The sequence below is a fragment of the Lysinibacillus boronitolerans JCM 21713 = 10a = NBRC 103108 genome, assembly GCF_000772935.1.
Lineage (GTDB): Bacteria > Bacillota > Bacilli > Bacillales_A > Planococcaceae > Lysinibacillus > Lysinibacillus boronitolerans.
In genome coordinates this window covers 39212-63184 of the sequence record NZ_JPVR01000070.1, presented here as the reverse complement: position 1 = coordinate 63184, position 23973 = coordinate 39212, and the positions used below count along the sequence as shown (strand labels likewise).

General features: G+C 35.4%; 24 protein-coding genes, 1 pseudogene and 1 riboswitch. Of the genes and pseudogenes, 4 read left to right on the top strand and 21 right to left on the bottom strand.

Annotated elements, in window-relative coordinates; all coding sequences use genetic code 11:
• Positions 1 to 21: 21 nt before the first annotated feature.
• Both yhbH and CD31_RS08615 read right to left on the bottom strand, forming a co-directional pair.
• Positions 22 to 1179 (bottom strand): sporulation protein YhbH, encoded by a 1158-nt coding sequence (gene yhbH, locus CD31_RS08620; protein ID WP_036076919.1) that lies wholly within the window; start codon positions 1177 to 1179, stop codon positions 22 to 24.
• Between the two features lie 317 nt (positions 1180 to 1496).
• Positions 1497 to 3392, bottom strand: coding sequence for a PrkA family serine protein kinase (locus CD31_RS08615; RefSeq protein WP_036077019.1), 1896 nt, complete (start codon positions 3390 to 3392; stop codon positions 1497 to 1499).
• 212 nt (positions 3393 to 3604) lie between these two features.
• Between CD31_RS08615 and CD31_RS08610 the strand changes: the two genes are divergently transcribed.
• A complete protein-coding gene (locus tag CD31_RS08610) occupies positions 3605 to 4600 on the top strand; it encodes a M23 family metallopeptidase (protein WP_036076918.1) in 996 nt (331 codons plus the stop codon).
• A 263-nt stretch (positions 4601 to 4863) separates the two neighbouring features.
• Positions 4864 to 6558: a methyl-accepting chemotaxis protein gene (locus tag CD31_RS08605; RefSeq protein ID WP_036076917.1), complete on the top strand. Its 1695-nt coding sequence runs from the start codon at positions 4864 to 4866 to the stop codon at positions 6556 to 6558.
• Positions 6559 to 6614: 56 nt separating this feature from the next.
• Here the strand turns inward: CD31_RS08605 and CD31_RS08600 are convergent, their stop codons facing one another.
• The 6 genes from CD31_RS08600 to CD31_RS08575 all read right to left on the bottom strand — a co-directional run bounded on the left by CD31_RS08600 (position 6615) and on the right by CD31_RS08575 (position 12683).
• Positions 6615 to 7295 (bottom strand): hypothetical protein, encoded by a 681-nt coding sequence (locus CD31_RS08600; protein ID WP_036076915.1) that lies wholly within the window; start codon positions 7293 to 7295, stop codon positions 6615 to 6617.
• 139 nt (positions 7296 to 7434) lie between these two features.
• Positions 7435 to 8925, bottom strand: a complete 1491-nt coding sequence (locus CD31_RS08595; RefSeq protein ID WP_036076913.1) for a sodium:solute symporter family protein — start codon at positions 8923 to 8925, stop codon at positions 7435 to 7437.
• 21 nt (positions 8926 to 8946) lie between these two features.
• Positions 8947 to 9699 carry an SDR family NAD(P)-dependent oxidoreductase gene (locus CD31_RS08590; protein ID WP_036076910.1) on the bottom strand — a complete coding sequence of 251 codons (753 nt, stop codon included), beginning with the start codon at positions 9697 to 9699 and terminating at the stop codon, positions 8947 to 8949.
• On the bottom strand, positions 9689 to 11440 hold the full coding sequence (locus tag CD31_RS08585; protein WP_036076908.1) for a methyl-accepting chemotaxis protein: 1752 nt from the start codon (positions 11438 to 11440) through the stop codon (positions 9689 to 9691). The genes CD31_RS08590 and CD31_RS08585 overlap by 11 nt, the downstream gene beginning before the upstream one ends.
• 107 nt (positions 11441 to 11547) lie before the next feature.
• A riboswitch (cyclic di-GMP riboswitch) is annotated at positions 11548 to 11633 on the bottom strand.
• Between the two features lie 219 nt (positions 11634 to 11852).
• Complete coding sequence (locus CD31_RS08580; RefSeq protein ID WP_004225659.1) at positions 11853 to 12047, bottom strand: hypothetical protein; 195 nt, start codon at positions 12045 to 12047, stop codon at positions 11853 to 11855.
• Positions 12048 to 12188: 141 nt separating this feature from the next.
• Positions 12189 to 12683, bottom strand: coding sequence for a YehS family protein (locus CD31_RS08575; RefSeq protein WP_036076905.1), 495 nt, complete (start codon positions 12681 to 12683; stop codon positions 12189 to 12191).
• Between the two features lie 185 nt (positions 12684 to 12868).
• Here CD31_RS08575 and CD31_RS08570 point away from each other — a divergent pair, with 185 nt between their 5' ends.
• Positions 12869 to 13072 carry an alpha/beta-type small acid-soluble spore protein gene (locus CD31_RS08570; RefSeq protein ID WP_004225662.1) on the top strand — a complete coding sequence of 68 codons (204 nt, stop codon included), beginning with the start codon at positions 12869 to 12871 and terminating at the stop codon, positions 13070 to 13072.
• 71 nt (positions 13073 to 13143) lie between these two features.
• Here CD31_RS08570 and CD31_RS08565 read toward each other — a convergent pair whose 3' ends face one another.
• A complete protein-coding gene (locus CD31_RS08565) occupies positions 13144 to 14340 on the bottom strand; it encodes an MFS transporter (RefSeq protein ID WP_036076903.1) in 1197 nt (398 codons plus the stop codon).
• A 267-nt stretch (positions 14341 to 14607) separates the two neighbouring features.
• Positions 14608 to 14790 carry a hypothetical protein gene (locus CD31_RS23310; protein ID WP_140423007.1) on the bottom strand — a complete coding sequence of 61 codons (183 nt, stop codon included), beginning with the start codon at positions 14788 to 14790 and terminating at the stop codon, positions 14608 to 14610.
• 168 nt (positions 14791 to 14958) lie between these two features.
• On the opposite strand from CD31_RS23310, the gene CD31_RS08560 reads away from it, so the two are divergent.
• On the top strand, positions 14959 to 15462 hold the full coding sequence (locus CD31_RS08560) for a hypothetical protein (RefSeq protein ID WP_036076901.1): 504 nt from the start codon (positions 14959 to 14961) through the stop codon (positions 15460 to 15462).
• Positions 15463 to 15581: 119 nt separating this feature from the next.
• Here CD31_RS08560 and CD31_RS24170 read toward each other — a convergent pair whose 3' ends face one another.
• The 11 genes and pseudogenes from CD31_RS24170 to CD31_RS08510 all read right to left on the bottom strand — a co-directional run bounded on the left by CD31_RS24170 (position 15582) and on the right by CD31_RS08510 (position 23958).
• Complete coding sequence (locus CD31_RS24170) at positions 15582 to 15941, bottom strand: methyl-accepting chemotaxis protein (RefSeq protein WP_258860056.1); 360 nt, start codon at positions 15939 to 15941, stop codon at positions 15582 to 15584.
• A gap of 60 nt (positions 15942 to 16001) precedes the next feature.
• Positions 16002 to 16310, bottom strand: a pseudogene (locus tag CD31_RS24165) (PAS domain-containing protein); the annotation flags it as partial.
• A gap of 314 nt (positions 16311 to 16624) precedes the next feature.
• On the bottom strand, positions 16625 to 17413 hold the full coding sequence (locus tag CD31_RS08550) for a carbon-nitrogen family hydrolase (RefSeq protein ID WP_036076896.1): 789 nt from the start codon (positions 17411 to 17413) through the stop codon (positions 16625 to 16627).
• 5 nt (positions 17414 to 17418) lie between these two features.
• Complete coding sequence (locus CD31_RS08545; protein ID WP_036076894.1) at positions 17419 to 18687, bottom strand: MFS transporter; 1269 nt, start codon at positions 18685 to 18687, stop codon at positions 17419 to 17421.
• 14 nt (positions 18688 to 18701) lie between these two features.
• A complete protein-coding gene (locus CD31_RS08540) occupies positions 18702 to 19364 on the bottom strand; it encodes a DUF2848 family protein (protein ID WP_244905054.1) in 663 nt (220 codons plus the stop codon).
• Complete coding sequence (locus CD31_RS08535; RefSeq protein ID WP_036076890.1) at positions 19357 to 20025, bottom strand: GntR family transcriptional regulator; 669 nt, start codon at positions 20023 to 20025, stop codon at positions 19357 to 19359. The genes CD31_RS08540 and CD31_RS08535 overlap by 8 nt, the downstream gene beginning before the upstream one ends.
• A gap of 661 nt (positions 20026 to 20686) precedes the next feature.
• Positions 20687 to 21271, bottom strand: a complete 585-nt coding sequence (locus tag CD31_RS08530; RefSeq protein ID WP_036076888.1) for a TetR/AcrR family transcriptional regulator — start codon at positions 21269 to 21271, stop codon at positions 20687 to 20689.
• A 30-nt stretch (positions 21272 to 21301) separates the two neighbouring features.
• A complete protein-coding gene (locus CD31_RS08525) occupies positions 21302 to 21616 on the bottom strand; it encodes a DMT family transporter (protein ID WP_036076887.1) in 315 nt (104 codons plus the stop codon).
• A gap of 3 nt (positions 21617 to 21619) precedes the next feature.
• Entirely contained in the window at positions 21620 to 21961 is a 342-nt protein-coding gene (locus CD31_RS08520; protein ID WP_036076886.1) for a DMT family transporter, read from the bottom strand.
• Positions 21962 to 22430: 469 nt separating this feature from the next.
• Positions 22431 to 23438 (bottom strand): DUF4179 domain-containing protein, encoded by a 1008-nt coding sequence (locus CD31_RS08515; RefSeq protein WP_036076885.1) that lies wholly within the window; start codon positions 23436 to 23438, stop codon positions 22431 to 22433.
• Positions 23416 to 23958 carry a sigma-70 family RNA polymerase sigma factor gene (locus tag CD31_RS08510; protein WP_036076883.1) on the bottom strand — a complete coding sequence of 181 codons (543 nt, stop codon included), beginning with the start codon at positions 23956 to 23958 and terminating at the stop codon, positions 23416 to 23418. The genes CD31_RS08515 and CD31_RS08510 overlap by 23 nt, the downstream gene beginning before the upstream one ends.
• Between the last annotated feature and the right edge of the window lie 15 nt (positions 23959 to 23973).

Sequence of the window (23973 nt, the reverse complement as noted above, 5' to 3'; positions counted from 1 at the left end):
GGTGCTGAGCAAACTTCCTTGTTACTCTTCATTTTTCTTGAAAAAGCTCTTTAAGGCGTCATAGACATCGCCTTTTTTTCTCAGAATATGGTATCTAAATTTAGGATCATCAATTTTTTTATACGTATACATAAGCGTTGAGAAACGGTTATGCTGATTCACCTCACCATAGCCAAACATGCTGGATACATCCATTAATTCTCCTACTAGCTTTAAGCACTTTTCATTATCCATCGATATATTTTCACCGTCTGAAAAATGGACAGGATAAATATTGTAGCGAGATGGATGATATTTATCCTGAATTAATTCCAATGCCTTTTTATAAGCTGAAGAACAAATGGTTCCTCCACTTTCACCCTTTGTAAAGAATTCCTCTTCTGTAACAACCTTTGCCTCTGTATGATGAGCAATAAATTCAATTTCTACTGTTTCATATTTTGATCGTAAAAATTTCGTCATCCAAAAGAAGAAGCTTCTGGCACAATATTTTTCAAATGCTCCCATCGAGCCACTTGTATCCATCATGGCGAGCACTACTGCCTTGGATTCTGGTTTCTCCACTTCATCCCATGTTTTAAAACGTAAATCGTCATTGTGGATTGGCGTTATTTCTGCTTTCCCATGCATCGCATTGCGCTTTAATGCATTTAAAATGGTACGCTTTTTATCGACATTACCCATGAGTCCCTTTTTTCGAATATCATTAAACTCTATTTTTTCTGTTTTAATATCTGCCTTTTCTTTTTGCTGTAAATTAGGTAACTCTAGTTCATGGAATAAAACATTTTGAATTTCCTCAATACTGACTTCCGCTTCATAATAATCTTGGCCAGGCTTGTCACCCGCTTCTTTTCCTTTACCTGGAGCCTGATTGGCCTTACTTCCATCGCGCGCTACTACATCTCCAACACTACTATCCCCTTGTCCTTGCCCTACATGCTTAGAATTATCATAGTTATATCGAATCTTATATTCATCAAGTGACCGAATTGGTATTTTAATAACCTCGCGACCATTGGACATCACAATACTTTCTTCGCTAACTAAATCAGGTAAATTATTTTTAATCGCATCTTTCACTTTTTCCATATGGCGTTGCTGGTCCTGGTGCCCTTTACGATGGAGGGACCAATTTTCCTGAGAAATGACAAAGCGTTTATTTTCGTGTTCAGTCATTTTTATCCTCACCCATCTATCAAATTCGCTTTTTCTATACTATGCTTGTGAGCTAAATTTTTGAACTTTTTTCATAAAATCAATTGCTTCCAGATTTTTTTGAGCTTCCTCGAAAAGCTACTCTTCAAAATCTGTAACATCCGCTAAGACTTTATCTAGATTTTTTCATTGAACCAAAGAGAACAATTTGTGCATCCATCTCGCCACCTATAAAGGTGAGCGTTTTCTGCTGAATCAAAATAAATCTCTCATCCTGATAATAAAAGGAGTGCCCTAAAAATGGGACACTCCTATCTGAATTGGAACAATCAACATAGTTATCGATTGAGCAAACTTCCTACATATTGTAGCAGCTCATTTGCTGATGTTGTATTATAGCCATGTTCATCAACAAGCCTTGCCACAACCTCATTAATCTTCTTCAGTTGCGATTCATCTGGCATCTTAGAAGAAGTAGTAATTTTCACGACATCTTTCAAATCTGCAAATAATTTCTTCTGAATGGCTTCTCGCAATCTTTCATGAGAATTATAGTCAAAACGTTTACCTTTCCGTGCATAGGCAGAAATTCGAATAAGAATCTCTTCACGGAATGCCTTTTTAGCATTTTCTGAAATGCCAATTTGCTCCTCAATCGAGCGCATTAATTTTTCATCTGGGTTCATTTCTTCCCCAGTAAGTGGATCATAAATTTTATTTTTATTACAAAATGCCTCTACATTATCGAGGTAGTTGTTCATCAATGTTTTAGCCGATTCCTCATAAGAGTACACAAAAGCTTTTTGTACTTCATTTTTAGCAATTTCATCATATTCTCTACGAGCAACCGCAATGTAATTCATATATTTTTCACGATCTTCTTGAGAAATAGATGCATGCTGATCTAACCCATCCTTCAATGCTCTTAAAACGTCTAATGCATTGATCGATGGTATCTCTTTGCGGATAATAGCAGAAGAGATACGGTTAATAATATAGCGTGGATCAATACCGTTCATGCCTTCATTTGGGAACTCTTTCTTCAGCTCCTCTAAGTCAACGGAATTAAATCCCTCCACATTTTCTCCGTCGTACAAGCGCATTTTTTTAATCAGATCCACACCTTGTTTTTTCGGTACCTCCAATCGAGTGAGTACCGAAAAGATTGCTGCGGCCTTTAAAGCATGCGGTGCAATATGGACATGGGACATATCGCTCTCTTTTATCATCTTTTCATAAATATGCTCTTCCTGACTAACTTTCAGGTTGTAGGGAATTGGCATAACGATAATTCGAGAATGTAATGCCTCATTCTTTTTATTCGAAATAAATGACCGATACTCCGTCTCATTTGTATGAGCAACGATTAACTCATCTGCACTAATTAAAGCAAATCTTCCTGCTTTGAAATTTCCTTCCTGAGTTAGTGATAATAAATTCCATAAGAATTTTTCATCGAGCTTCAGCATCTCCTGGAATTCCATCATTCCTCTATTGGCTTTATTTAGCTCCCCATCAAAGCGGTAAGCACGAGGATCCGACTCTGAACCAAATTCGCCAATTGTAGAAAAATCAATACTTCCTGTTAAATCAGCAATATCTTGCGATTTAGGGTCTGATGGTGTAAATGTCCCAATACCCACACGTTTGTCTTCTGAAAAAGTAATACGTTCAATCATCACATTCTCAATGCGTCCATCGTATTCCTTTTCAAGCCGCATTGTATTTAAAGGCGATAAACTTCCTTCAATTCTAATACCATATTCCTCAAAGAACTCATTACGCAAATGATGTGGAATTAAATGGAGTGGATCTTCATGCATTGGACATCCCTTAATTGCGTAAACCGCACCCTCATCTGTTCGCGAATATTGTTCTAATCCGCGTTTCAGTAAAGTAACGATTGTTGATTTACCACCACTAACTGGTCCCATTAATAATAAAATACGTTTTCTAACATCTAACCTGCGTGCTGCTGGATGGAAATATTCCTCCACCAGTCTTTCAATTGCTGTTTCAAGCCCAAAAATTTCTTGTCCGAAAAATTTGTACATTTTTTGCCCATCGCGTTCCTCTACACCAGCACTTTTTATCATATTGTAGACGCGTGAATGGGCTGTTTGAGCAACTTCAGGTCTTTCCCTAATGATGTTTAAATAATCTGCAAATGTCCCTTCCCACTTCAGCCTGTTTTCTTCTTCGCGATAGTTTTTCACTTTATCTAAAATGTTAATAGCCTTCCCTCCATTCAGGGCTTGATTTATAACATAGTATGAAGTTAACAGCATGATGATACCATTACTTTTTCTTTGATGAAGTTTCTTCTTATTATTTCTATTTTTCGGGGCAAAAAAATGGCAGATATATCAACTGTTTTCATACATAGAACCTTACTGAATGAAGATAAAAATTTCGGTTATTCTAACGTTAGAAAGGAGGTCCATCATTGCATCGCCATTTTACATTTCTTTTCACATTTTTATTTTTAGGAATTATGCTGTACCCCTCTGTCTCTTTTGCAAAGGAAGAGCTAACAGAAGAAGAAATTTTACAGCAGCGTATGTCCTATTATGTACAATTTGACGAATTACTCATTCCTTGGCATTTTTTAGCTGCTATCGATCAATATGAAAGAAACCTACAGTCAGTTCGTAAAGATATCCCTAAACGAGAAGGTTATTTGGCTATCCAATTTTCTGATGAATACTGGTCAGGTGCATTAAATCCTATAAAAGAAGACACTTCTCCTGAGACAATCAGCTATTTCGGAGGAATGGGCCTTGATGGCAATCACGATGGGATCGCCAGTCCTAAGGATGATGAGGATGTCATTTTCTCGATGGCTAGTTATTTAGGGAAATTTGGAACCACTGATGAGGATTTTAAATTAGCTTTATGGGAATATTATGGAAGCGAAGAAGCAGTCAATCAAATATTCACCATCTCCACATTGTACAGACATTTTAAAACAATTGAGCTTGATGCACATACCTTCCCGTTAAATGTTCGCTCTGATTACAGTTACAGGGGCACTTGGGGCGCCAATCGTGGTTGGGGTGGACGCCGAATTCATGAAGGAACTGATATTTTTGCCAGCTATGGAACGCCAGTATTATCTACCTCTTATGGAATTGTTGAGGTAAAAGGATGGAATCAATTTGGTGGCTGGCGCATCGGTATTCGCGACAATCATAATTCCTATCACTATTATGCCCACCTTGGTAGCTATCATAAGGATATTGAAGTCGGTTCAATTGTAAAACCTGGTACTGTTCTTGGTTATGTTGGAAGCTCTGGGTATGGGAAAGAAGGTACATCTGGCAAATTCCCTCCACATCTTCATTATGGGATATATAAATTTAATGGCAGAAACGAATGGGCTTTTGACCCGTATCCTTCACTTCTACAGTGGGAGCGGCAAGCAAAAAATCAAAAACAATAAAGAAACTTTTACTTATGGCACTTGAAGCAAATTGCTTCAGGTGCGTTTTCTTTCCACATAGGAAATTCTACATAAATATATAAATCAGTTGTTAGACATCTATATATATTTAACTATTAATAAAAGGAAAACAATTATGTCATTGTACTAAAAAACTATTTTTAAATATTTCTATCGAAAGGCTTATTAATATGCATAAATAGTTATAAAATAGTATTTGTGATTGAAAAAATTTCTCAATGAGATAGTAAAGGGATGGGAAAATGAAAGGCATAATCAAGTTTAAAACACTTAAAACTCGAATTTTAAGTGCATTTATTCTTTTGTTAGTTTTAGTAGTTAGCTTTACAACCTACACTTACAATTCCAATACAAATATGGAAAAACAGGCAAAAGATTTAGTAAAAGAAGATTTAGTTGTTTTAAATGCAAGTAAAAATTTAGCACTCTCTATGAGTGTCCGCCTATCTGCAGCGTTAAATTATGTGTTGACAGGTGACGAAAAATACAAAGAATCATTTGATGAATATCGCAAAATGGCTGAGGAAAATAACGCTATTCTAGACAAATATGAAAAATCAGATGAACGCGAACAACTAGTAGCTATCGCCCGTGATTGGAGTACCCTTGTCAACACAGAGGTATTTGATATCTATCAAAAGGGCAATAAAGAATTAGCTTTAGAAAATTTAATGGATACTCATGGACTCGTTACGAAAGTACGATATGGTTACGAAAAACTGGCAGATGAACATGCTCAAGCCATTACAGATGTTGGTAATGATGTTGTATCAACAAGCTCTGAGAATCGAACAATTGGTATCGCCTTTAGTTTGATCCTAACTATAGCTGGTATTCTAATTGCCATTATCACAGCTAATACCATCTCTAAACCTGTTACAGTCGTAGCCAATCGAATGAAAGAATTAGCAGATGGAAATTTGCAGCTAGAGTCTCTACCTGTCAAAACACGAGATGAAATTGGAACGTTAATGGTGGCAGCAAATGATATGAACGAAAAACTAAAACAAACGATCCGCTCTATCTACACGGTTTCTGAAACAGTAGCAGCTAGTAGTGAAGAACTTGCTCAATCATCGAATGAAGTACAAGCAGGTACTGAGCAAATTACAATAACGATGCAAGAGCTAGCATCAGGTACAGAAACACAAGCATCCACAACAGGTGATTTGGCAGAAACAATGACAGCATTCAAGCGTAGCATTCAGGAAACGACACAAGAGGGCATTGAATTAAGTGAGCATTCTAGTCATGTTCAAAAATTAACGGTTTCAGGGAAAAGTTTAATGGTTCAATCTACCAAACAAATGGCTACAATAAATGAAATTGTATTAGACTCTGTGAAAAAGGTCGAGAATTTAAATGAACAGTCTGCTGAAATTTCCAAGCTTGTGTCAGTTATCGATGATATCTCAAACCAAACAAATTTACTTGCATTAAATGCAGCAATCGAAGCAGCACGAGCAGGTGAGCATGGCAAGGGCTTTGCTGTTGTGGCAGATGAAGTCCGAAAGCTTGCTGAGCAAGTACAGTTCTCTGTTACGGATATTGCAACAATTGTCCATCGTATTCAAGGTGAGACTGGCAATGTAACATCTGCCCTTCAGACTGGCTATGAGGAAGTAAAAAGAGGAACAACACAGCTCGATGAAACAAATGAAACATTTGAAAAAATTTCGGATGCAGTTGGGGATATGATTGATAATATTTCAACCATTTCAACGAATTTAAATCAGCTTGCTCAAAATTCAGAAACCATTAATGCTTCTATTGATGATATGGCCTCCATTTCACAGGAATCCGCTGCTGGCGTTGAGCAAACAACAGCAACCGTTGAGGAAACCGCTGCTACAATGGATGAAATCGCTAGAAGTGCAAATCAGCTTGCTGGAATGGCCGAGACGTTAAATACGCAGCTACAACAATTTAAAATTTAATCATCTAGACAACAAAGGCTATCTCAAATTTTTCTATTTTGAGATAGCCTTCTCTCTTATTGCCAATGACTTATCGGCACTCGTTCTAATTCATGACGTTTAATAATAACACTTATCTTTTGAAACCATTTCTCACAAAGCTCCATGGCTTCTTTATAGTCATCATCCTCTTTTGATATAGGATCTTCACTATTATCTATGAACATATATTCTTGAATAGGCTCTGATAAATGATCTACTACTAGCTTTAACGATAGCTGTGAGATTGTATCTTCTTCTACATCCTCCTCCTCTTCTTCTACTTCATCTGCTTCAGCAAGTAAGGAACCACTCATTAGATGATTCTTTGTTTTAACCGTAAATACTTCATCTTCCATGATGGCAACCTCATATATTCTGTTAAATGGAACCTCTATTATTTTTAGTTCTTCGTCTAAAGCTTCTCTTCGTGCAAAAATAAGCGTGTTTGTCTGTTCATTTAACAATAAAGCATTTAAAGCATCACTGGAAACTGTACATTGTGTATGAGGAATAGCCATTATCTCCTCCTCACTAGCCTCCGTCATGGCAGTTAAAGTTTGTATGGCAATATAACGCTCTTTTAAATAACGGATACTACCTATACCAACTAAAGCTAGCCCAATTAAAAAAAATAGCTGCTTAATAATGACTAATTCAATGGCCTTTGCTAGATAAAGATAGATAATCCCTAATAAAATGAAGAAAATATTTTTCATTTTTAATTCCCGCCTTTATCAAGATACTCACTAGAAAAATTTAGTTGATGTACTAGCAATAGTATTCTTGATTCTATCTTTTCATTCTAATAAAAAACACGAATCCATTGAACTTTTCAATGAACCCGTGCTTTTGCTTTTAACGACCAATTAACTCTTCTTTACTACTTACGTCGTCTAATGTTTTATCTTTTTCTATTTTGTGCATCTCAAGAACATGCTCAGATGGCGGAACGAGTAAGCTCACCACGACAATGGTGATACCAGTTATTACAACACCCGAAAATACAGGAGCCTGCCATAACTCATTTAATAGACCTATAAAGCCTTCTGATTGGACTGTCAGACTAGGTACGAATGTTAGAGATGTCACAATGTAATAAACTAAGCCAACAGAAATACTTGCCCAAACTGCAGGAGTACTCACACGTTTCCAAAATGGTCCTAGAACGATTGGCCAGAATATTGTCACGAAAATAATATCCCATGCTAAATAAGCTAGATCAATTACTTTTTGGAAGCTTAAAGCTAGCACTAAACCTAATAAAGCACTAGATAGAATAATAGAGCGCGAGAATCTTAGTAGCTTCTTGGGATCAGGGTTACGATTAATAAAATCTAAATAAATATTCTTTGTCACAATCCCCGAAGTCGCTACATAACATGCAGCTACTGTGGACATCCCCATGGCTGCCATGGCTGTTAGGAAAATAGCTGCTAGTAAGGGCGGAAAATAACCTTGTGCAAAGGTAAGCATCAATGTTTCTGGGTTTGTGCTATCTGGATAAATAGACTTGAATGCTTCCCCCAGCATCCCTGGAATCCAGCTAATTGCAATGACAATAATACCAGCAATAATCATACTGCGCTGTGCCACTCGCGGACTTTTCGCAGCCGCTACCCTCTGCCCAAGGTCAACTGCAGGAATATCTCCAAGTGCTAGTACAAGATACAACGTCCAGAATTCAGCTCCTGCCTTCTCAAATAATGTACCAATATTCCACCACTCAGGATTAAATGTAACGTCTGGATAGTAAAACAAAATAAAAATGGTAATACCCAAAATACCTGCCACTGCAAGCGCACCTTGCACAATTTCAGTATAGGCAACTGCCCATAAACCACCAATTACTGAATAAATAGCTGTTAACGATACAAATAGAAGTGCCGCAGGTATAAAATCAATTTGCAACAATTGCTGAATAATATATGTTCCACCAACTGTTAACGCCGCTGCATTAAAAACACCAAAAGCAATTGCCATAACAACCCCTGTATAGGCTCCTAGCTTTTTACTACCATAGCGTAAACCGTAGTAATCTGCTAATGTCCAGCCCTTTAAACGTCGTAATGGCTTTGTCCAAATGAGTGCTCCAAGAATCATACAAGTCCCTAAACCACCCATTGTTGCCGAGCCTTCAAAGCCACCACTTGTATAGCCAGAGCCTACCGCTGCAAAAAAGAAGGGAGCTGCTAATAAAGCAGCGACTAAACTACCCGTTACAACGGATAAAGGCATGCTCCAGCCAGCAACAATTAAATCTTCGGCTGTGTTGACACGCTTATAGCCTTTATAGCCAATGTAATAGATAAATAATAAGTATAAGCAAAAGATAATAATATTTAACATTATTTACTCCTTCGTTTTCCATTATCCGTTCATTACGACGCCACCATTTGGCGTTAAGATTTGGCCTGTATAGAAGTCAGCATGATTAGAGGCTAAAAATAATACACTTTTCGCAATCTCTTCTGGTTGCGCTAAACGTTTTAATGGATATTTTGCAGATTCTTCCTCCACATAGTTATCGCCAAACTCTTGTAAAATGTCCGTAAATGTTCCACTAGGAGCAACTGCATTGACAAGTATAGAAGGTGCTAATTCTCTTGCTAAAGCCTTTGTAAAAGCATTAATAGCACCCTTCGCAGCTGAATAATGCGTGAATTCTTCACAACCTAAGCTACCAATATCAGATGAAATATTGATGATTTTTCCTGTATTACGTTCCTTCATTCTTTTAGCTGCTTCACGGCAATTATAAAAGCAGCCATATAAATGAACTTTAATCATGCGATCCCACTGCTCATCCGTTAAATCTGTAATGCTGGAACCCTGTGCAAATCCAGCATTATTTACAAGAATATCAATTTCCCCGAGGTGCTCGTCCATAAATTGATGCATCGCTTGTACTTCTTGTGAGTTAGAAACATCAGCGTGGAATATTAAAGCTTTCACACCATACCTTTCGGCTTCAGCACGTACAGCTTCTGCCTCTTGCTCATCCCCAATATAATTAATTAAAATATTGGCTCCATGTTGCGCAAAGCCTAATGCAATTGCTTTACCGATTCCTTTACTAGAGCCTGTTATTAAAACATTTTTCCCTGTAAAATTAATGTCCATTATGATCATTCTCCAATTTGAATTTTGCCACAAGACCTTGCAGCTCTTCTGCTGTTTTGCCCAATGATGAAGAGGCATCCTTTACTTCCTGCATGGTAGATAATTGCTCTTGTGTAGATTTCGATACATTTGAAGAGAATTCTGCTGATTGCTCTGCAGATTGTTTAATATTATTAACAGATGCCGCCACTTCTTCTGAGGAGGCAGAAATTTGTTGTGAGGCTGCTGAAATTTCACGTATTTGGCTAGCCACCTCTTCTGAGGAAGTAAGAATTTCTTTAAAGATTTCACCTACCTCATTGGTAAATGCCATCCCTACCTTAACATCCTCTTTGCCTTTCTCCATAACCGTGATAGAAGCGTTTGAATCAGACTGAATAGAATTAATTAAATTGTAAATTTCTGTTGCGGATTGAGAGGATTGTTCAGCTAAGCGTCTCACCTCATCCGCAACAACGGCAAAGCCTTTACCATGTTCACCTGCTCGTGCCGCTTCGATGGCAGCATTTAATGCTAATAGATTTGTTTGATCCGCAATAGCAGTAATTAAGCTAACAATTTCACTTATTTTTTTAGTATTAACATGTAGTCCATTAATGGTTGCCCCTATTTGTTCAACAGAATCATTAATTAACTCCATTTGCGCAATAACTTGTTGTACAACTTCATTTCCTCTTTCCGAAGCCTGTGATGCTGAAATAGATGATTCCGCAGCTGTGTTTGCAGAATCAGCAATTTGCTGAATACCTGTTGCAGTTTCTTCCATAGCAGCAGCAGTTTCTTCTGTCATAGTCATCGAAGCCTCGGCATTTTGTGTAATTTGATTCATATCTAGAGCAATATTTGTGGAGCTGTTATAGGTTTCACCAGCATGTACCGTTAATTGATTGGCGGCTGAAGAAACGTGATTGGATGTATTGCGTATGTTTAAAATAATATGTTGCAAATTGGCCACCATTGTTCGGATGGATTCAGATAACTTTCCAATTTCATCCTTTGATGTCTCTAAATCAACATCGATTAATTCACCATTTGCCACTTGATTGGCTACATTCACTACTTTTTTCAGTGGCTTTAAAAGTCGATCTATAATTATGTAAACTAAAATTAATAAAATTAAAATACCAATAATGGCAATGACAATTTGCTTAATCACACTTGTTTTAATAATCGTATTGATATAATCAGCGGAGTAATCAATCCCTAATAGGGCGATTAGTTGGCCATTATCATCTTTAATAGGACTAAAAACCGTTCTCCAAGAACCAAAAGGATCCTCGAAAATATCAGTTACCTCTGTACTATTATTTTCAATAGCTAATTTTGCTGTTTCTACATGTTCATCCGCTAAATCATTAAAAATTTCACCAGCTTCATATACTTCATTTAAATTAGAGGTATAGCCAATTGGATTGACGCCACCCTCATCCTTTACATCCCAAATATAACTCCAGCTCATAATACCTTGCTGTTCTTGAATCATATCAAGTTGCTTTTGGATCTTTGTAAACTTTGCGTTTGTTTCCCCTTTTTCGGACAGCAGCTCTTTTACTTCATCACTGTCTAAGTTCATAGCAGTTAATAAACCAACACTTTTTAATTCTTGCTCCAAATCCACATTCATCCGATTATTCAATTCACTAATACTTTGCGTCGTAATAATAGCGATAAGCAGTAATACAACAATAGAGACTGTTAGTAAAAGCTTATTTTTTAGTGATGTGTTTTTTAACAACTTCATTTCCCCTTTTCCTCCTTTGAACTTTACTTGCAAAAAAAAATGCCTATTCCAAAAGAAATAGGCATAAAAGAACAAAAACTAGAATTAGAATGATACAACTAGCACTCTTTTGCAACCCAGCCGTCATAGCATTTATTGCCTTAGACCTGTAGCTTTGCGTCTTTACTTTTCAGTAAATTTGCCTATATTTCCCTACCAAAATTAACACAGTAGGTAAAAGTAGTCAATGTTCTCTTCTTAAAACATACATACTTTATACTATCTTAACCTTCATTAATAATTATTTATGTGCTTAAAAATACATTATTTTAAAGTTTTTATTCATCTATTGAACAAAATAAAACAGCTACAACCTCAATTAGCGTTGTAGCTGTTTATTTTCATTTCACTTACCCCTAAGTGTTTGAATAAATTATACGTTTTGTGTAACAAGTAATACGGATGGTATAAAGGATAATGCAAACATAGCGATATACCATACTGAAGTACGACGTAATGAAAAGCGTACTTTTTTTCGTTCCGCATAAAAAATATCTAACATAACCGCAACAATAAAAGGCATTGTAATACATGCAATAGCTACTAATAAGATGTCAAAATAAATCATACAAGCACCCCTTTGTCTGTGAACATTTTTCATCTTTTTTGTGAACATTTTGTGATAAATTTATTGTACACAATTTCGTCACAAATTGTCAACGAGTTTCAAAGAAAAAATTGGCACTTGATGATTGATATTTATTGGGCATTAGGCTCTATATTTATATGTTAAGCCCCTTAAAAAATTTCGTACGAATGAATCGCCACACTCTTTATAATTACGATGACTTGGATTTCTTAAAATAGCACCTAATTCACCTTTTGTAACTTTAATGCCGCCTTCATATAAAATTTCAAGCATCTCCTCAGTTGTTAAAGCTAAAGCAATTTTTACTTTCTTTAGTAGCATATTATTTGGGCTTTCTTTACCTGACACAGGTAACGGTCCAACAGCCTGTCCTTCCTTGGGTTTCTGAGGCCCACGTTTAAAAGTAATTAATCCATTTAAAAATGCCTCTAACATTTTATTATTACATTTGATGTATTCTTCTGGCGCTTCTTCCTCATCATTAATCTTAATCAGCATATTTAATACTTCTTCCTTTGTATAATCCATGCCACCAAGTTTGAAAATTTCTACCATATCTACATTTTTTATATCGAACGCATAGCGTAAACGAATTAAGATATCATTATTCGTCATTTTATATTCCTCCTTTAATTAACCTTATATAGTAAAGAGCCAGGCTTAATTATAACAGAGTGTTTGCTGATTATTGCTAGCTTTCCACAAGTTGTTGTTGTTAGCAAATAGCGTGTGCATTTCCTACTTTTTAAATGTATGAAAAGTTTAATCGCAACCATTCTAAGGTCAAGGAGGTGAGAACAATGGCTAACAATAACCGCAGTTCAAATAAACTTCTAGTACCTGGTGTACATGAGGCTGTCAATCAAATGAAATATGAAATTGCACAAGAGTTTGGCGTTCAGCTTGGGCCAGAAGCATCTTCTCGCGCAAATGGTTCCGTTGGAGGAGAGATTACAAAACGCCTTGTTGAAATCGCTGAAAAACGTTCAAAGGGTTTATTATAATTAAATACTAATAAAGAAAAGAACGAATCCCATTTGCAGAAGTGGAATTCGTTCTTTCGTGCTCTATAAAATTATGCTGTTTGCAATTCCTTACCTGAGCTCTTAAGCGTTAGCATAACGATAAAGGAAATACAATACAGTGCTGCTAAGTAAATCATAACAACAGTCATATCGTAGCTTTGTAAAATATAGCCAACAAAGATTGGTGAAAACCCACCTATAGCTCGTCCAAAGTTAAAAATGGTGTTTGTTGCTGTACTGCGAATTTGTACTGGATAGAAGCTACTAATTAATGCTCCATATCCTGCAAACATCCCATTAGAGAAGAATCCTACAACCGCACCGCCTATTAATATCGCAACTGCGCCCGTTGCAAACGAGTAAAGGAATACAGCACATGCAGAGGCTACTAAAAAGATACCGAATGTCCGCTTAGCACCAAAACGATCCATAAATCTACCAAACGTCAGCATACCAATAATCATTCCTACAGCAGTACTAATTGTCCATAATGCTGAGCTTGAAACCGATAAACCTTGCGATTTCTGTAACATCGAAGGTAGCCAAATCATCAGACCATTATAGCCTGCAATTTGAACAGTAGCCATTAAAATCAGCGAGAGTGTTGTCATGGTGATACGTGGTGAAGCAAATAACTGTGCCAATTTCCCGTTCTCTTGCTTATTGTTTTGTTGTTTCTGCGCTGCTAACCATTCTGGTGATTCATCAATATTTTTACGTACAATAAAGGCGAAAATAACTGGTAGTAATCCTACAAAGAATAATGCACGCCACCCTAAAGTTGGTAAAATAATAGCACTTAACAATGCTGCTAAAATCACTCCATATTGTGCGCCCACACTGACATAGGAGGATGCTCTGCCTTGTTTATTCTTTGGCCAAGCCTCCGCTACAAGGGCCATACCAATACCATATTCTCCGCCAGCACCTAAACCAGCAATAAATCTATAAACATAAACTTGTTCAATACTTGTTGCTACTCCTGTTAAAGCCGTTCCGATGGCAAACAAAATAATCGTATAGGTAAACACTTTTACTCGACCATATTTATCTGCTAACACACCGAAAACAATACCACCAAGTAGCATCCCCATATTCGTGATGGATGAAATCAATCCACCCGTTGCAAGATCAATATTAAATTCTGCAATAATCATTGTCATAGCAAAAGAAATAAACATAATGTCCATTCCCTCTAGCGTCAGCCCTGCCACTGAAGCGACCACGGTTTTTTTACGATAATCCATTCTTTCTAGCCTCCAATTTTCTAGTTGTCGATCTCTTTTAGTGAATGGATTATAGCTGTCTTGTCCATTCTCTTTTGAAGCCTCACGGGACTTCCTTTAAAAGAGGGGTATGGATCAATAATAAAAGCCCTTCCGTCACAGAGGACAAAAGGGCATGACAAAGCAAAGATATTAGCTTAAAAATATCACATAGCCCTTTTCAGCCTCTCTGGACCGTATTAAAGGATTTTTATATCGTTCATTTATACCGTTCTACATTCTATAAGATTACGAAAGAAAAAGCAATGGTTGAATAGTGGAAATACAAGTCACTAATTCTATAAAGTTTTGAGCAATCTGATAAATTAGATTGGCAGGTACAGCCAAATTAAGGTTTTGGCCATTACCGAAGCCTGCCGTAATCAGACCAACCATTGCCCATGCATATCCCCATAAATTAGTCCTCTTCATCCTATTAAGAGCTGTTTAAGCAGCTCAATGGTCTTCAAACAAAGCGCCCGATTGTAGAAGATTATAAACCACTTTGAGAACATTTCTTAACAAATTCTCTAATGCTTTCGAATTTTTACATTAAAATTCGTTTAGCTGCAATGTATATTTATATTAAGGGGGAATAGCATGAAAAAAATTAAGTTAGGTATATTTTTTTGTATCCTTGTAATTTTAATAGGTTGTTCCGATAAAGAAGAAAAAACTTCTATTACTCAAGATCTTACAACTCAAATTAACGAACTTAAAGAAGAAAATCAGAAATTAAAAGATGAATTGCAGAATTTGAAAAGTGATTATAGTGTATATCTCCAACAATTTGATAGTACATCCAGAACGATTATGAGATTGATCAACGAAGAACAATATGAACAAATAAAAACTGATTATCACGCTGATTTTAATGTGTTACATGGTGAGATAAACTTCAAGACCCCAGACAATACAAATAGCGCGGCATTCCCAATTGAGAAAGCAAAACTCCCAATGTTCATTGCTTATTTAAATGTTCAATCCAATAGTACAGAAGTTGGTTATTATTTAGAAAACTTGGAAAAAGAAGAAAAGCTTTTGATAAGTTTTGTATACGATCACAAAGGAAATTTCCAATATATATATATTGGTGATGTTTAATAAATACAAGTTTAATTCAGTTTGTTTGGAATTAAACAGATACAATTATTTTTAAAAAATTTTCATTTATTATAAAACCCAGGCACAAAATTAAAGTGCCTGGGTCCTTTATGAAATCATCATCCAAACTCATTCATTATTTTATCAATCTTTAGTTGAGTGATTTCAACTAACTTTTGTAAGTTTTCCGTGATATCACTAACCTTTGTTACTTCATCGGTAATGTGATTTAAGTAAGAGTTGACATCCTTTATAGCTTCATCAGAATTATTGGCTAATTTACGGACCTCATCTGCAACCACTGCGAATCCTTTCCCATGTTCCCCCGCACGGGCTGCTTCAATGGCTGCATTTAATGCTAATAGGTTTGTTTGAGAAGCTATATATCTTATAGATTTAGATACCTCACTTATTAACTTAGTGTCTTCTTTTAGAGAATTAAGAGCTTGAATGTTTTCATTAGATTTTGAAACAACCATATTCCCTAACTCTGTAGACATATCATTTAATTGAGCTATAACATCCCTTGTTTTATTTTCACGTTCTGTAATATCTGTGGCAATCTTCAAAACATGACTTACATTTCCATTGTCATTTCGAATTGGTATATAGGTAGCTTCAAGCCATAATAAATTTCCCCATTTATCAACTCTCTGCATTTTTTGTTGGAACTTTATTCCTTTGATGAGGTTATCCCATAATAAAACGTATTCTTTACTGTTTTTAAATTCCTCAGTACATAATTGTTTATGTCTCATATTCTTCATTTCTTTTACTTCATATCCCAAAGTGTTTGAGAAGTTTTTATTAACCCAAATTATTTCGCCTTGTAAATTAAACTCGATCATGGCTAAATTTAATTCAAGAGCAGATAAAACTGCTTTTTCATTCAAAACTTGTGTAGTAGTTATAAAATTATCTGTGCTCAATTGATTTAACCTCCATTACTTATGGACCAGCAGTCAGCTTTTAGCATTCTTTATGCTCGATCGGGATATTTTCCTTTGGTCGAAAATTGAATATGAAAGGAGAATAGTTTCATGATGTCGATATTAACAAAAAATACATTCGATTTAAGAAGTTACCGTAAAACATAAAGGCTTGTTATCGTCTTACAAAAATAACTAAACATTCGAAGGTGATAGTTTGATCACTAAATACATTATAATTTTCTATATTTCTCTGGTACCCTAGTCTCGAATATGGGAACTTCTCTTCTTATTTGCAGTACTTTTTCAAAATCTAAAGTTGCTCTTATTTCACCAACTTCTTGGTCTAATTTCTGAACGATGTCTCCCCAGGGATCTACAATTTGCGAACAACCTGCGAATACTACTCCTAATTTTATTCCGGTAACATTGGATGAAACAACATACATTTGGTTCTCAATTGCGCGAGCACGAATTAACGTATTCCAGTGAGTTTCCCTCGCAAGTGGCCATTCTGCTACAATATGTAGAACTTGAATACCTTGCAATGCTAAGTCACGGATAATTTCAGGGAATCGTAAATCATAACAAATAATAACCCCCATCTTTACACCTTCAAGTTCAAATACTTCAACTTGATTATGACCGCCTGTTAGAAATTTTGGTTCATTTAACATTGGAACAAGATGCATCTTATCGTATACATGAACAATTTCGCCCATTCGATTGACAACAACAGCGCGATTATAGATGTCTTTACCTTCTAATACAGCAATCGAGCCACCTATCAAATTTACATTAAACTTCTTAGCCAGTGATTGTAAAAATTCAATGGACTGATTACCATCCACTTTACAGATTTCTCTCAGTTCTTCCAAAGCATAGCCGGTTGACCACATTTCAGGAAGAACTATAACATCTAAATCATCACTGTAATTTGCTTCTAACCAGCTTTCTATGATTCTCCTGTTTTCTTCTGGTTTTCCAACTTCCAATTCCATTTGAAATACTAAATAATTCACACTTGTCACTCCTCAATTGTACTTAATAATGACTTATCAGGTTTTACAAACAACCATAATATAGCTGCAATAAATACAGGGATTATAGTTAGTCCTAACGTGATATTCCATCCAAATTTCTCTGCCAACCAACCGCATAACAACGGTGAAACAAATGCCCCTAGATTTCCCCACAAGTTCATCCAACCCGAAACGGAACCGGAAAAGTTTCTGCCTAAGTCTGTAGCAGAAGCCCAAGAACATACTACTGTGAAACCTAGTGAACCTAAGCATATCGATAACCATAAAACATTTTGATATGGTGACACAGTCTTAACAGCCAGGTACATTGAAATAATAAATACGATTAAACCCAAGATAGCTAAAGAAGATCTAGAAATTTGTTTTGAAAAACCTTTACGTACTAAACGGTCAGATAGCATGCCACCTGTCATTACAGTTATTAAAATTGCTAACCACGGTAGGCTTGCAGCAAATCCCATTTTACTTAATGAAAATCCTCTATCCTCAAGTAAGTATGTAGGTAACCAAACTAAAAAGAACGTAATGATATATAAAACAACAAAATATTGCAGTCCTAATGCCCAAAACCTATAGCTTTTCAAAAATGTTTTCCATGGTGCTCTTGCCTTATCGGTATTAACAATTTCTCTGCCTTCTAATATATATTCTTTTTCTTGTTCATTTACTAATTTATGAATTTCTGGATAGTCCCTACCAATTATCCACCATACTCCTGCAATGACTATTCCTATTAACCCAAAAATATAAAATACTGATTGCCATCCAAAATATTGATAAATATAAACTGTAACAATAGGAGCTATAACTGGTCCAAAATAGGAACCTGCCAATAAAGCACTAGATGCTCTAGCCTTTTCATCTCTTCTAAACCAGTTTGTATTAAATACGGCGTTAGCTGGGAACATTGGCCCTTCTCCTACGCCAAATAAGAATCTCACCGCATATAACAACCCATGAGATTTAACTAAACCAGTTAATCCCGTAAATACAGACCACCATATTAGAGCAAAGGTGACCATTTTTCTTGGGCCAAATTTTTCTGCTAAAAGACCTGCTGGAATTTGCATTAACGCATAACCTAATGAGAATAATGATGCAAGCATCCCAAATTGAACTTTATCTAAGCCTAAATCATCCATCATTGGTTTAGCAATTATCGAAATATTCGATCTATCCATGTAAGCGATTACACCAATAATAAAGAAAAAGAATGCTAGTCCCCATCTAACTTTTGTTGGTTTCTTTTTCACAAGAAGTCTCCCCTTTAGTTAACAATTGAATAATGATGTTTAATTTTTCTGTTTAACTTCGGGTGTTCAATTTCGTATTCAAATTTTTCACCGAAAATGAATCCACTTTTTGTTGGAACAGTACCTGAATAAATAACAGTGTTTTCTAGATCCTTTTCCCCTAAGCTATCTAGTTTACCAAATAAAACATCAACTTCTAAAAGTGCTTCTAAAGTATCTTCTTGATATAAATATTTTTCTCCATTTGAAGTTACATAGGAACGTAAAATAATGTTATCCCAGTCTTCCTTTAAATCCGCTAATCTCCAAAAGTCCGATGCAATCGGTTTATCACATATTAGTTTAGACTTTAAAATATCTTCTTTTTCTACTTCCCGATCCGTATGATCGCTACCAAGGGTAACTAACCACTCTTTTCCATCGTGAAATAAAATATATTCTGCTTCCCCAGAAGAATATCTGCTTCCTTGGCATTCATTAGAAAAATTTAGTTGTTCTAGTTTTTGTGGGTATATCATAGGTACACTAGGTGGGGGTGCAATTCCTAATTCGCTTAATTCATCAATGTGCTCCTGAATTTTTTCTATATTTCTCCCTCCATACCCAACAACAATTACTTTCTTAATATTAATTTCGTGTTTTTTAACCTCTCCATTGGAAAGATGTAAATTAATCACTTTCTTCAAATGAATTCCCCTTTAATTGGTTAATAATAACATTTTTTGTATTTCTGACATGGATATTTGAAGCTATCAGAACTTTATTTATATCTTGTGATTTTAAAGCTTTTATAATTTCCTTATGTTCAGAAATTGTTTCTTCAATGCGTGATTTTTTAGTTATCGCTTTTAATCCAAACCATCTTATCTGATCACTAATTTCCTCAAACCATTTTTCTATTCGCTCATTTTTTGCAAATAAAACGATTTGAGAATGGAACTCCTGATCTAATTGAATAAATTTTTGCAGGTTTGTTTTATTTTTTTCCTGTTCCTTAATGTAATCTTCTAAAATTTTTATTTGTTCTAATGTTATATTTCCACATACTTTTTCAAGTGAAAAACGGTCAAAAATCATCCGAATTTCCATTACTTCCTTTACATTTTCTTCTGTCATTTCATTAATAAACGTACCAACTCGTGGCTTAGATATTATCCATTTTTCTCTTTCTAACAACGACAGAGATTCTCTTATAGGAGTTCTACTTATTCCTAACTTTTCACTTAGATCTCTTTCATATATTGCTTGACCCGGCAATAGTTCATAATTCAAAATTGCTTTCTTAATTGCTTCAAAAGCTATATCTCTTAAAGCCTTACCTGTCTCTATTTTTTCCATTGTTGAAACCCTCCTGGCATGTGGTATGCCAAGTATACTGTAATTGTAAAGTTCAATCAATTTAAAATAGGGTTAAAGAATTGGTATGTGGTATACCAGATGTCTTTGAAGATGCCCTATTGGTATGTGGTATACCAGAAAGATAAAAATAGAGAGTACCCTAATCTGTCTCTTTTCTCATAACCTCCTTTGGTATGTGGTATACCAAGTATACTGCGGTTGTAAAATTCGGTCAATTCAAAAAATATTATTTTGCGAAATTAAGTGTACAGTTTTTTTCTCAAAAAGCCACAAGTACCTAAACGTAACTAGTAAATGATAAAAAATGAGGGCATTTTACAAAGGAGTAGAAGATGACTGATATAGTGTTTTAAGGATTAATAGAAAGTTTTGTATTAACTTCAGTAGTCTTTGGATTTGTAAGTTTGAGGGTGATGAGAGCAAAATAATCATGACAACAATCGTTGTCTATGGTTTGTCTTTATTATAACGGCGCTAACAATGGTGATAGAAGCCTTAAAGTTGAGCTTTAGGTAAAGATAGGGGAAGGTAAATCCTTCTCCCTAATCTAAGAAGCATTTTCTCTAGTATGCTATCAAAGTTTATACAATAAATAAGAATTTAATCTTATTATACCCTGTCACCCAGACTCAGAGGTCATCTATTTCAATATCCCTTTCCAGAACACCTTCCAAGTAGATGTTAGCCTTCTTTCATATTCTTCAAATGAATAATTCATGAGATAGAACAACATGCCATCTAGGAGACATATAAAAGCTGTTGCAATGTTCTCTTTATCGATAAACTGATGATCGTCTGATTCAACATCTAAAATTCTATAAAGTAATTTTCTAATTTCATTTTCAACCATACTGTTTTTTTGAGTGATAAGTTCTTTAAATCTTTCAGGTGGGAAAACGCCATACCGTTTAAGAAAAACCCCTCTGTCATTCATATAGTAGTATTCATTTAATTCTCCTAACAACTTATATAACTGATCTTTAGTGGAAAGTGGACCTATAGTAGATGCTTGATCATCAATAAATTTAACATAGTCATCAATCACAAATTCTACTATTTTTTCAAAGAGTTCATCTTTACTTGAAAAATAAGCATAAATGGAAGGTGTCTTAATGTTGACTTTAGTTGCGATATCTTTAAGAGAAGTTTCCTCATACCCTTTTGAGGAAAATAATCTTAATCCATGTTCTAGAATGTTTTGTTTCGTTTCTTCTCCCTTTTTCATTTCCTCACCTCAATTTAAAAGTAAAACAATTTAGGACACAAGCTTAAGACCTACGATACTAATTATAATACCACCAACTAACAGTAATTTTTTTATACTTTTAGGCTCATTAAAGATGAACATACCAAGTAACACACTTCCGGCTGCCCCAATACCTGTCCACAGACCATAGCCAATACTAATAGGAATTTCCTTTAATGATAGTGAAAGAAAGAAAAAGCTCAATCCCATGCACACGATCAACAATATTGTCGGTTTAAGTTTTGTAAATCCTTCAGTTAATTTAAGGCTAATAATGCCTCCAACTTCAAATAAGCCTGCCATTACTATAAAAAGCCATCCCATATTTTATTCACCACTTTCCGTTTCTGTTTCATTGGATACTATTTTTAAACCGATAATACAGCTGATTAATATGAATACTAAAACAACTTTCGTAAAGCTCACTGGATCACCTAACAAAGTCATACCTACTACAGCTGTTCCAAATGCCCCTAGTCCTGTAAACACCGCATAGGCCGTTGACACAGGAAGAGTCACTAATGTTTTCGAAAAACACCAAAAGCTTAAAACCAATAACAACAATGTAGGAATTAGAACACTTATATTTGTAAAGCCATCAGAATACTTTAATCCAAGAGCCCAGCCGACTTCAAAGATACCTCCAAGAATAAGATAAAACCAAGCCATAAAAAATCTCTCCTTCTTTTTTAATAACTGTAAATTAACTAACGTTCGTTAGATTTTTAAATAAAAAAATAACAGTATTTCGATGATATTTATACAAACTACCTAACGTTAGTTAGATTTTATAATAAGTAACCTAAAAATACAACCCCTATATCTTAGGGATACTGGTTAAAAACTAAGTTCGCCTTAATGCGAATTTTTTTATATAGTGAAACTTTACTCAACTATTTTGCCCTTTAGATGAAGAAAGACGCATTCCTTAATTAAAGAAATGCGCTCAATTGTGGAAGATTATAGCTCCTTTAATTGAAGTATAAGAACGATAACAGGTATGAACGTTGATTTAACAAAATTCGTGCCTTCTTTGTGCGTTTCCAAACTTTCATTTGAGAACGTTTTTTATATAATTTTGTATACAATATTAGTTCTTGTTACACTAAAGCGCTTGTTAGCGAATAAGGATAAATAGTTAATTTAATTCAATCGTAATAGGTTCGAAATCAATTCGTTTATTATCACTTTGACTATTACTTACATGAGCGAATGGATAAAATGTAATCGATGTTGCCTCAGGATCTAGTCCATGAATTGTTGCATTCCATGTGATATCTTCACTCGAATCCCCATCCTTCGTACCAGATCCACCGTTATATGGAACTTCATATTTATTGCCTAAATTATCAATCGCACTCAATTCAGCCTCAACATAATTCCATCTTTCATGAACAGCAGGATCGATATCTTGTAAGTAGTTAATCGTTAAATTAACATCTGTTTTGATTGCATCGATTAGCTCCACCGTTACACCCTCTTTGTTTACTTGCTCATTAATTACGATCTGTTTTCCTTCTAGCTTGCTTAAAGAAAATTCAAAATACCAGTCGCCTTTCATTACTTTTCCCCCCGAATAAATTGCTTGAGGACTCCATTCTATATTCACTTTATCTTGTTTTTTATCACGCATAGACAACGTCATCATGCCTACATAGCCGACACCATTCACATACCCTCCATCATAGCTTCCATTCACTATATTCTTTGGCAGATTCTCAAAAGTCGGGGATGAGCCTAAATCTTCTTCAGCTCGTATAATATATGAAAGGGTTACTGTATTGCCGTCGTAAAATGCTTTTTCAATAATTATTTCAATTCCGTTGCTTTCCTGGACTATACCAATATCTGTACTCACCTCTTCATATGCTTGATAGTAGTCTTCCAGTTGGATAAAATAGTCGAATGCCTGACCAATAATCGGGATTTTCGTTACAAAGTTAGCAAATGCAGGTGATACGTAAGCAGATGAAATGAGACCCATCGTTAAAATTCCCACAGCAGCCGTATATTTAACTATTCGTATAAAGGGGAATTTCCGTTGCTTCTCCTCCTGCTTAAAAGCGTCAGCCAAAATAGCATCTAATTCTTTAGAAGGAACATAAATTTCATTCATTGCCTCCTTAAATCGGTCTTGTTCGTTCATCTATGTACGCTCCCTTCAATGTCTTTTTGATTTTCGCTAACGCTCTCTTGCCGTTCGATTTGACAGTACCAATCGGTTCGCCAAGTACCTCTGCTATTTGTTCGTAAGTTAAATCCTGATAATATTTTAAGAGTAGGACTGTTTTATATTTTTCATCTAATCCATAAATGACATCCAATAAATCCAGCTTTTCATCAGATGTTGCGATTTCAGTGGAGAGAGTGCTAAGTTTAATTTCATCAATTAAAATTACGTTCTTTTGTTTTTGGAGTACACTTAGTGATGCATTGATACAAATTTTCATCAGCCATGTCGTGAAATACTTTGGCTCTCGTAGCTGATGAACCGACTCAATTGCTAGCAACACCGTTTGCTGGAAAACATCCAAAGCATCCGCCTCATTTCGAACATAGCTATAAGCAGCCCTGTAAAGCTTCTCTTTTTCTTGATTCAGCAAAAACAGCAGTGCTTCTCGGTCCCCTCTGATTGATTGTTTTATTTTCTTTTCGTTAACCGCCATCCTTTTCACCACCCT

Coding starts and splice junctions, on each gene's coding strand:
- CD31_RS08515 (WP_036076885.1), bottom strand. CDS start 23,438: ATGAACGAACAAGACCGATTTAAGGAGGCAATGAATGAAATTTATGTT.
- yhbH (WP_036076919.1), bottom strand. CDS start 1,179: ATGACTGAACACGAAAATAAACGCTTTGTCATTTCTCAGGAAAATTGG.
- CD31_RS08575 (WP_036076905.1), bottom strand. CDS start 12,683: ATGACGAATAATGATATCTTAATTCGTTTACGCTATGCGTTCGATATA.
- CD31_RS08525 (WP_036076887.1), bottom strand. CDS start 21,616: ATGGGATGGCTTTTTATAGTAATGGCAGGCTTATTTGAAGTTGGAGGC.
- CD31_RS08570 (WP_004225662.1), top strand. CDS start 12,869: ATGGCTAACAATAACCGCAGTTCAAATAAACTTCTAGTACCTGGTGTA.
- CD31_RS08605 (WP_036076917.1), top strand. CDS start 4,864: ATGAAAGGCATAATCAAGTTTAAAACACTTAAAACTCGAATTTTAAGT.
- CD31_RS23310 (WP_140423007.1), bottom strand. CDS start 14,790: ATGAAGAGGACTAATTTATGGGGATATGCATGGGCAATGGTTGGTCTG.
- CD31_RS24170 (WP_258860056.1), bottom strand. CDS start 15,941: ATGGTTGTTTCAAAATCTAATGAAAACATTCAAGCTCTTAATTCTCTA.
- CD31_RS08590 (WP_036076910.1), bottom strand. CDS start 9,699: ATGGACATTAATTTTACAGGGAAAAATGTTTTAATAACAGGCTCTAGT.
- CD31_RS08530 (WP_036076888.1), bottom strand. CDS start 21,271: ATGAAAAAGGGAGAAGAAACGAAACAAAACATTCTAGAACATGGATTA.
- CD31_RS08520 (WP_036076886.1), bottom strand. CDS start 21,961: ATGGCTTGGTTTTATCTTATTCTTGGAGGTATCTTTGAAGTCGGCTGG.
- CD31_RS08535 (WP_036076890.1), bottom strand. CDS start 20,025: ATGGAAAAAATAGAGACAGGTAAGGCTTTAAGAGATATAGCTTTTGAA.
- CD31_RS08585 (WP_036076908.1), bottom strand. CDS start 11,440: ATGAAGTTGTTAAAAAACACATCACTAAAAAATAAGCTTTTACTAACA.
- CD31_RS08600 (WP_036076915.1), bottom strand. CDS start 7,295: ATGAAAAATATTTTCTTCATTTTATTAGGGATTATCTATCTTTATCTA.
- CD31_RS08595 (WP_036076913.1), bottom strand. CDS start 8,925: ATGTTAAATATTATTATCTTTTGCTTATACTTATTATTTATCTATTAC.
- CD31_RS08580 (WP_004225659.1), bottom strand. CDS start 12,047: ATGATTTATTTTGACATCTTATTAGTAGCTATTGCATGTATTACAATG.
- CD31_RS08560 (WP_036076901.1), top strand. CDS start 14,959: ATGAAAAAAATTAAGTTAGGTATATTTTTTTGTATCCTTGTAATTTTA.
- CD31_RS08565 (WP_036076903.1), bottom strand. CDS start 14,340: ATGGATTATCGTAAAAAAACCGTGGTCGCTTCAGTGGCAGGGCTGACG.
- CD31_RS08510 (WP_036076883.1), bottom strand. CDS start 23,958: ATGGCGGTTAACGAAAAGAAAATAAAACAATCAATCAGAGGGGACCGA.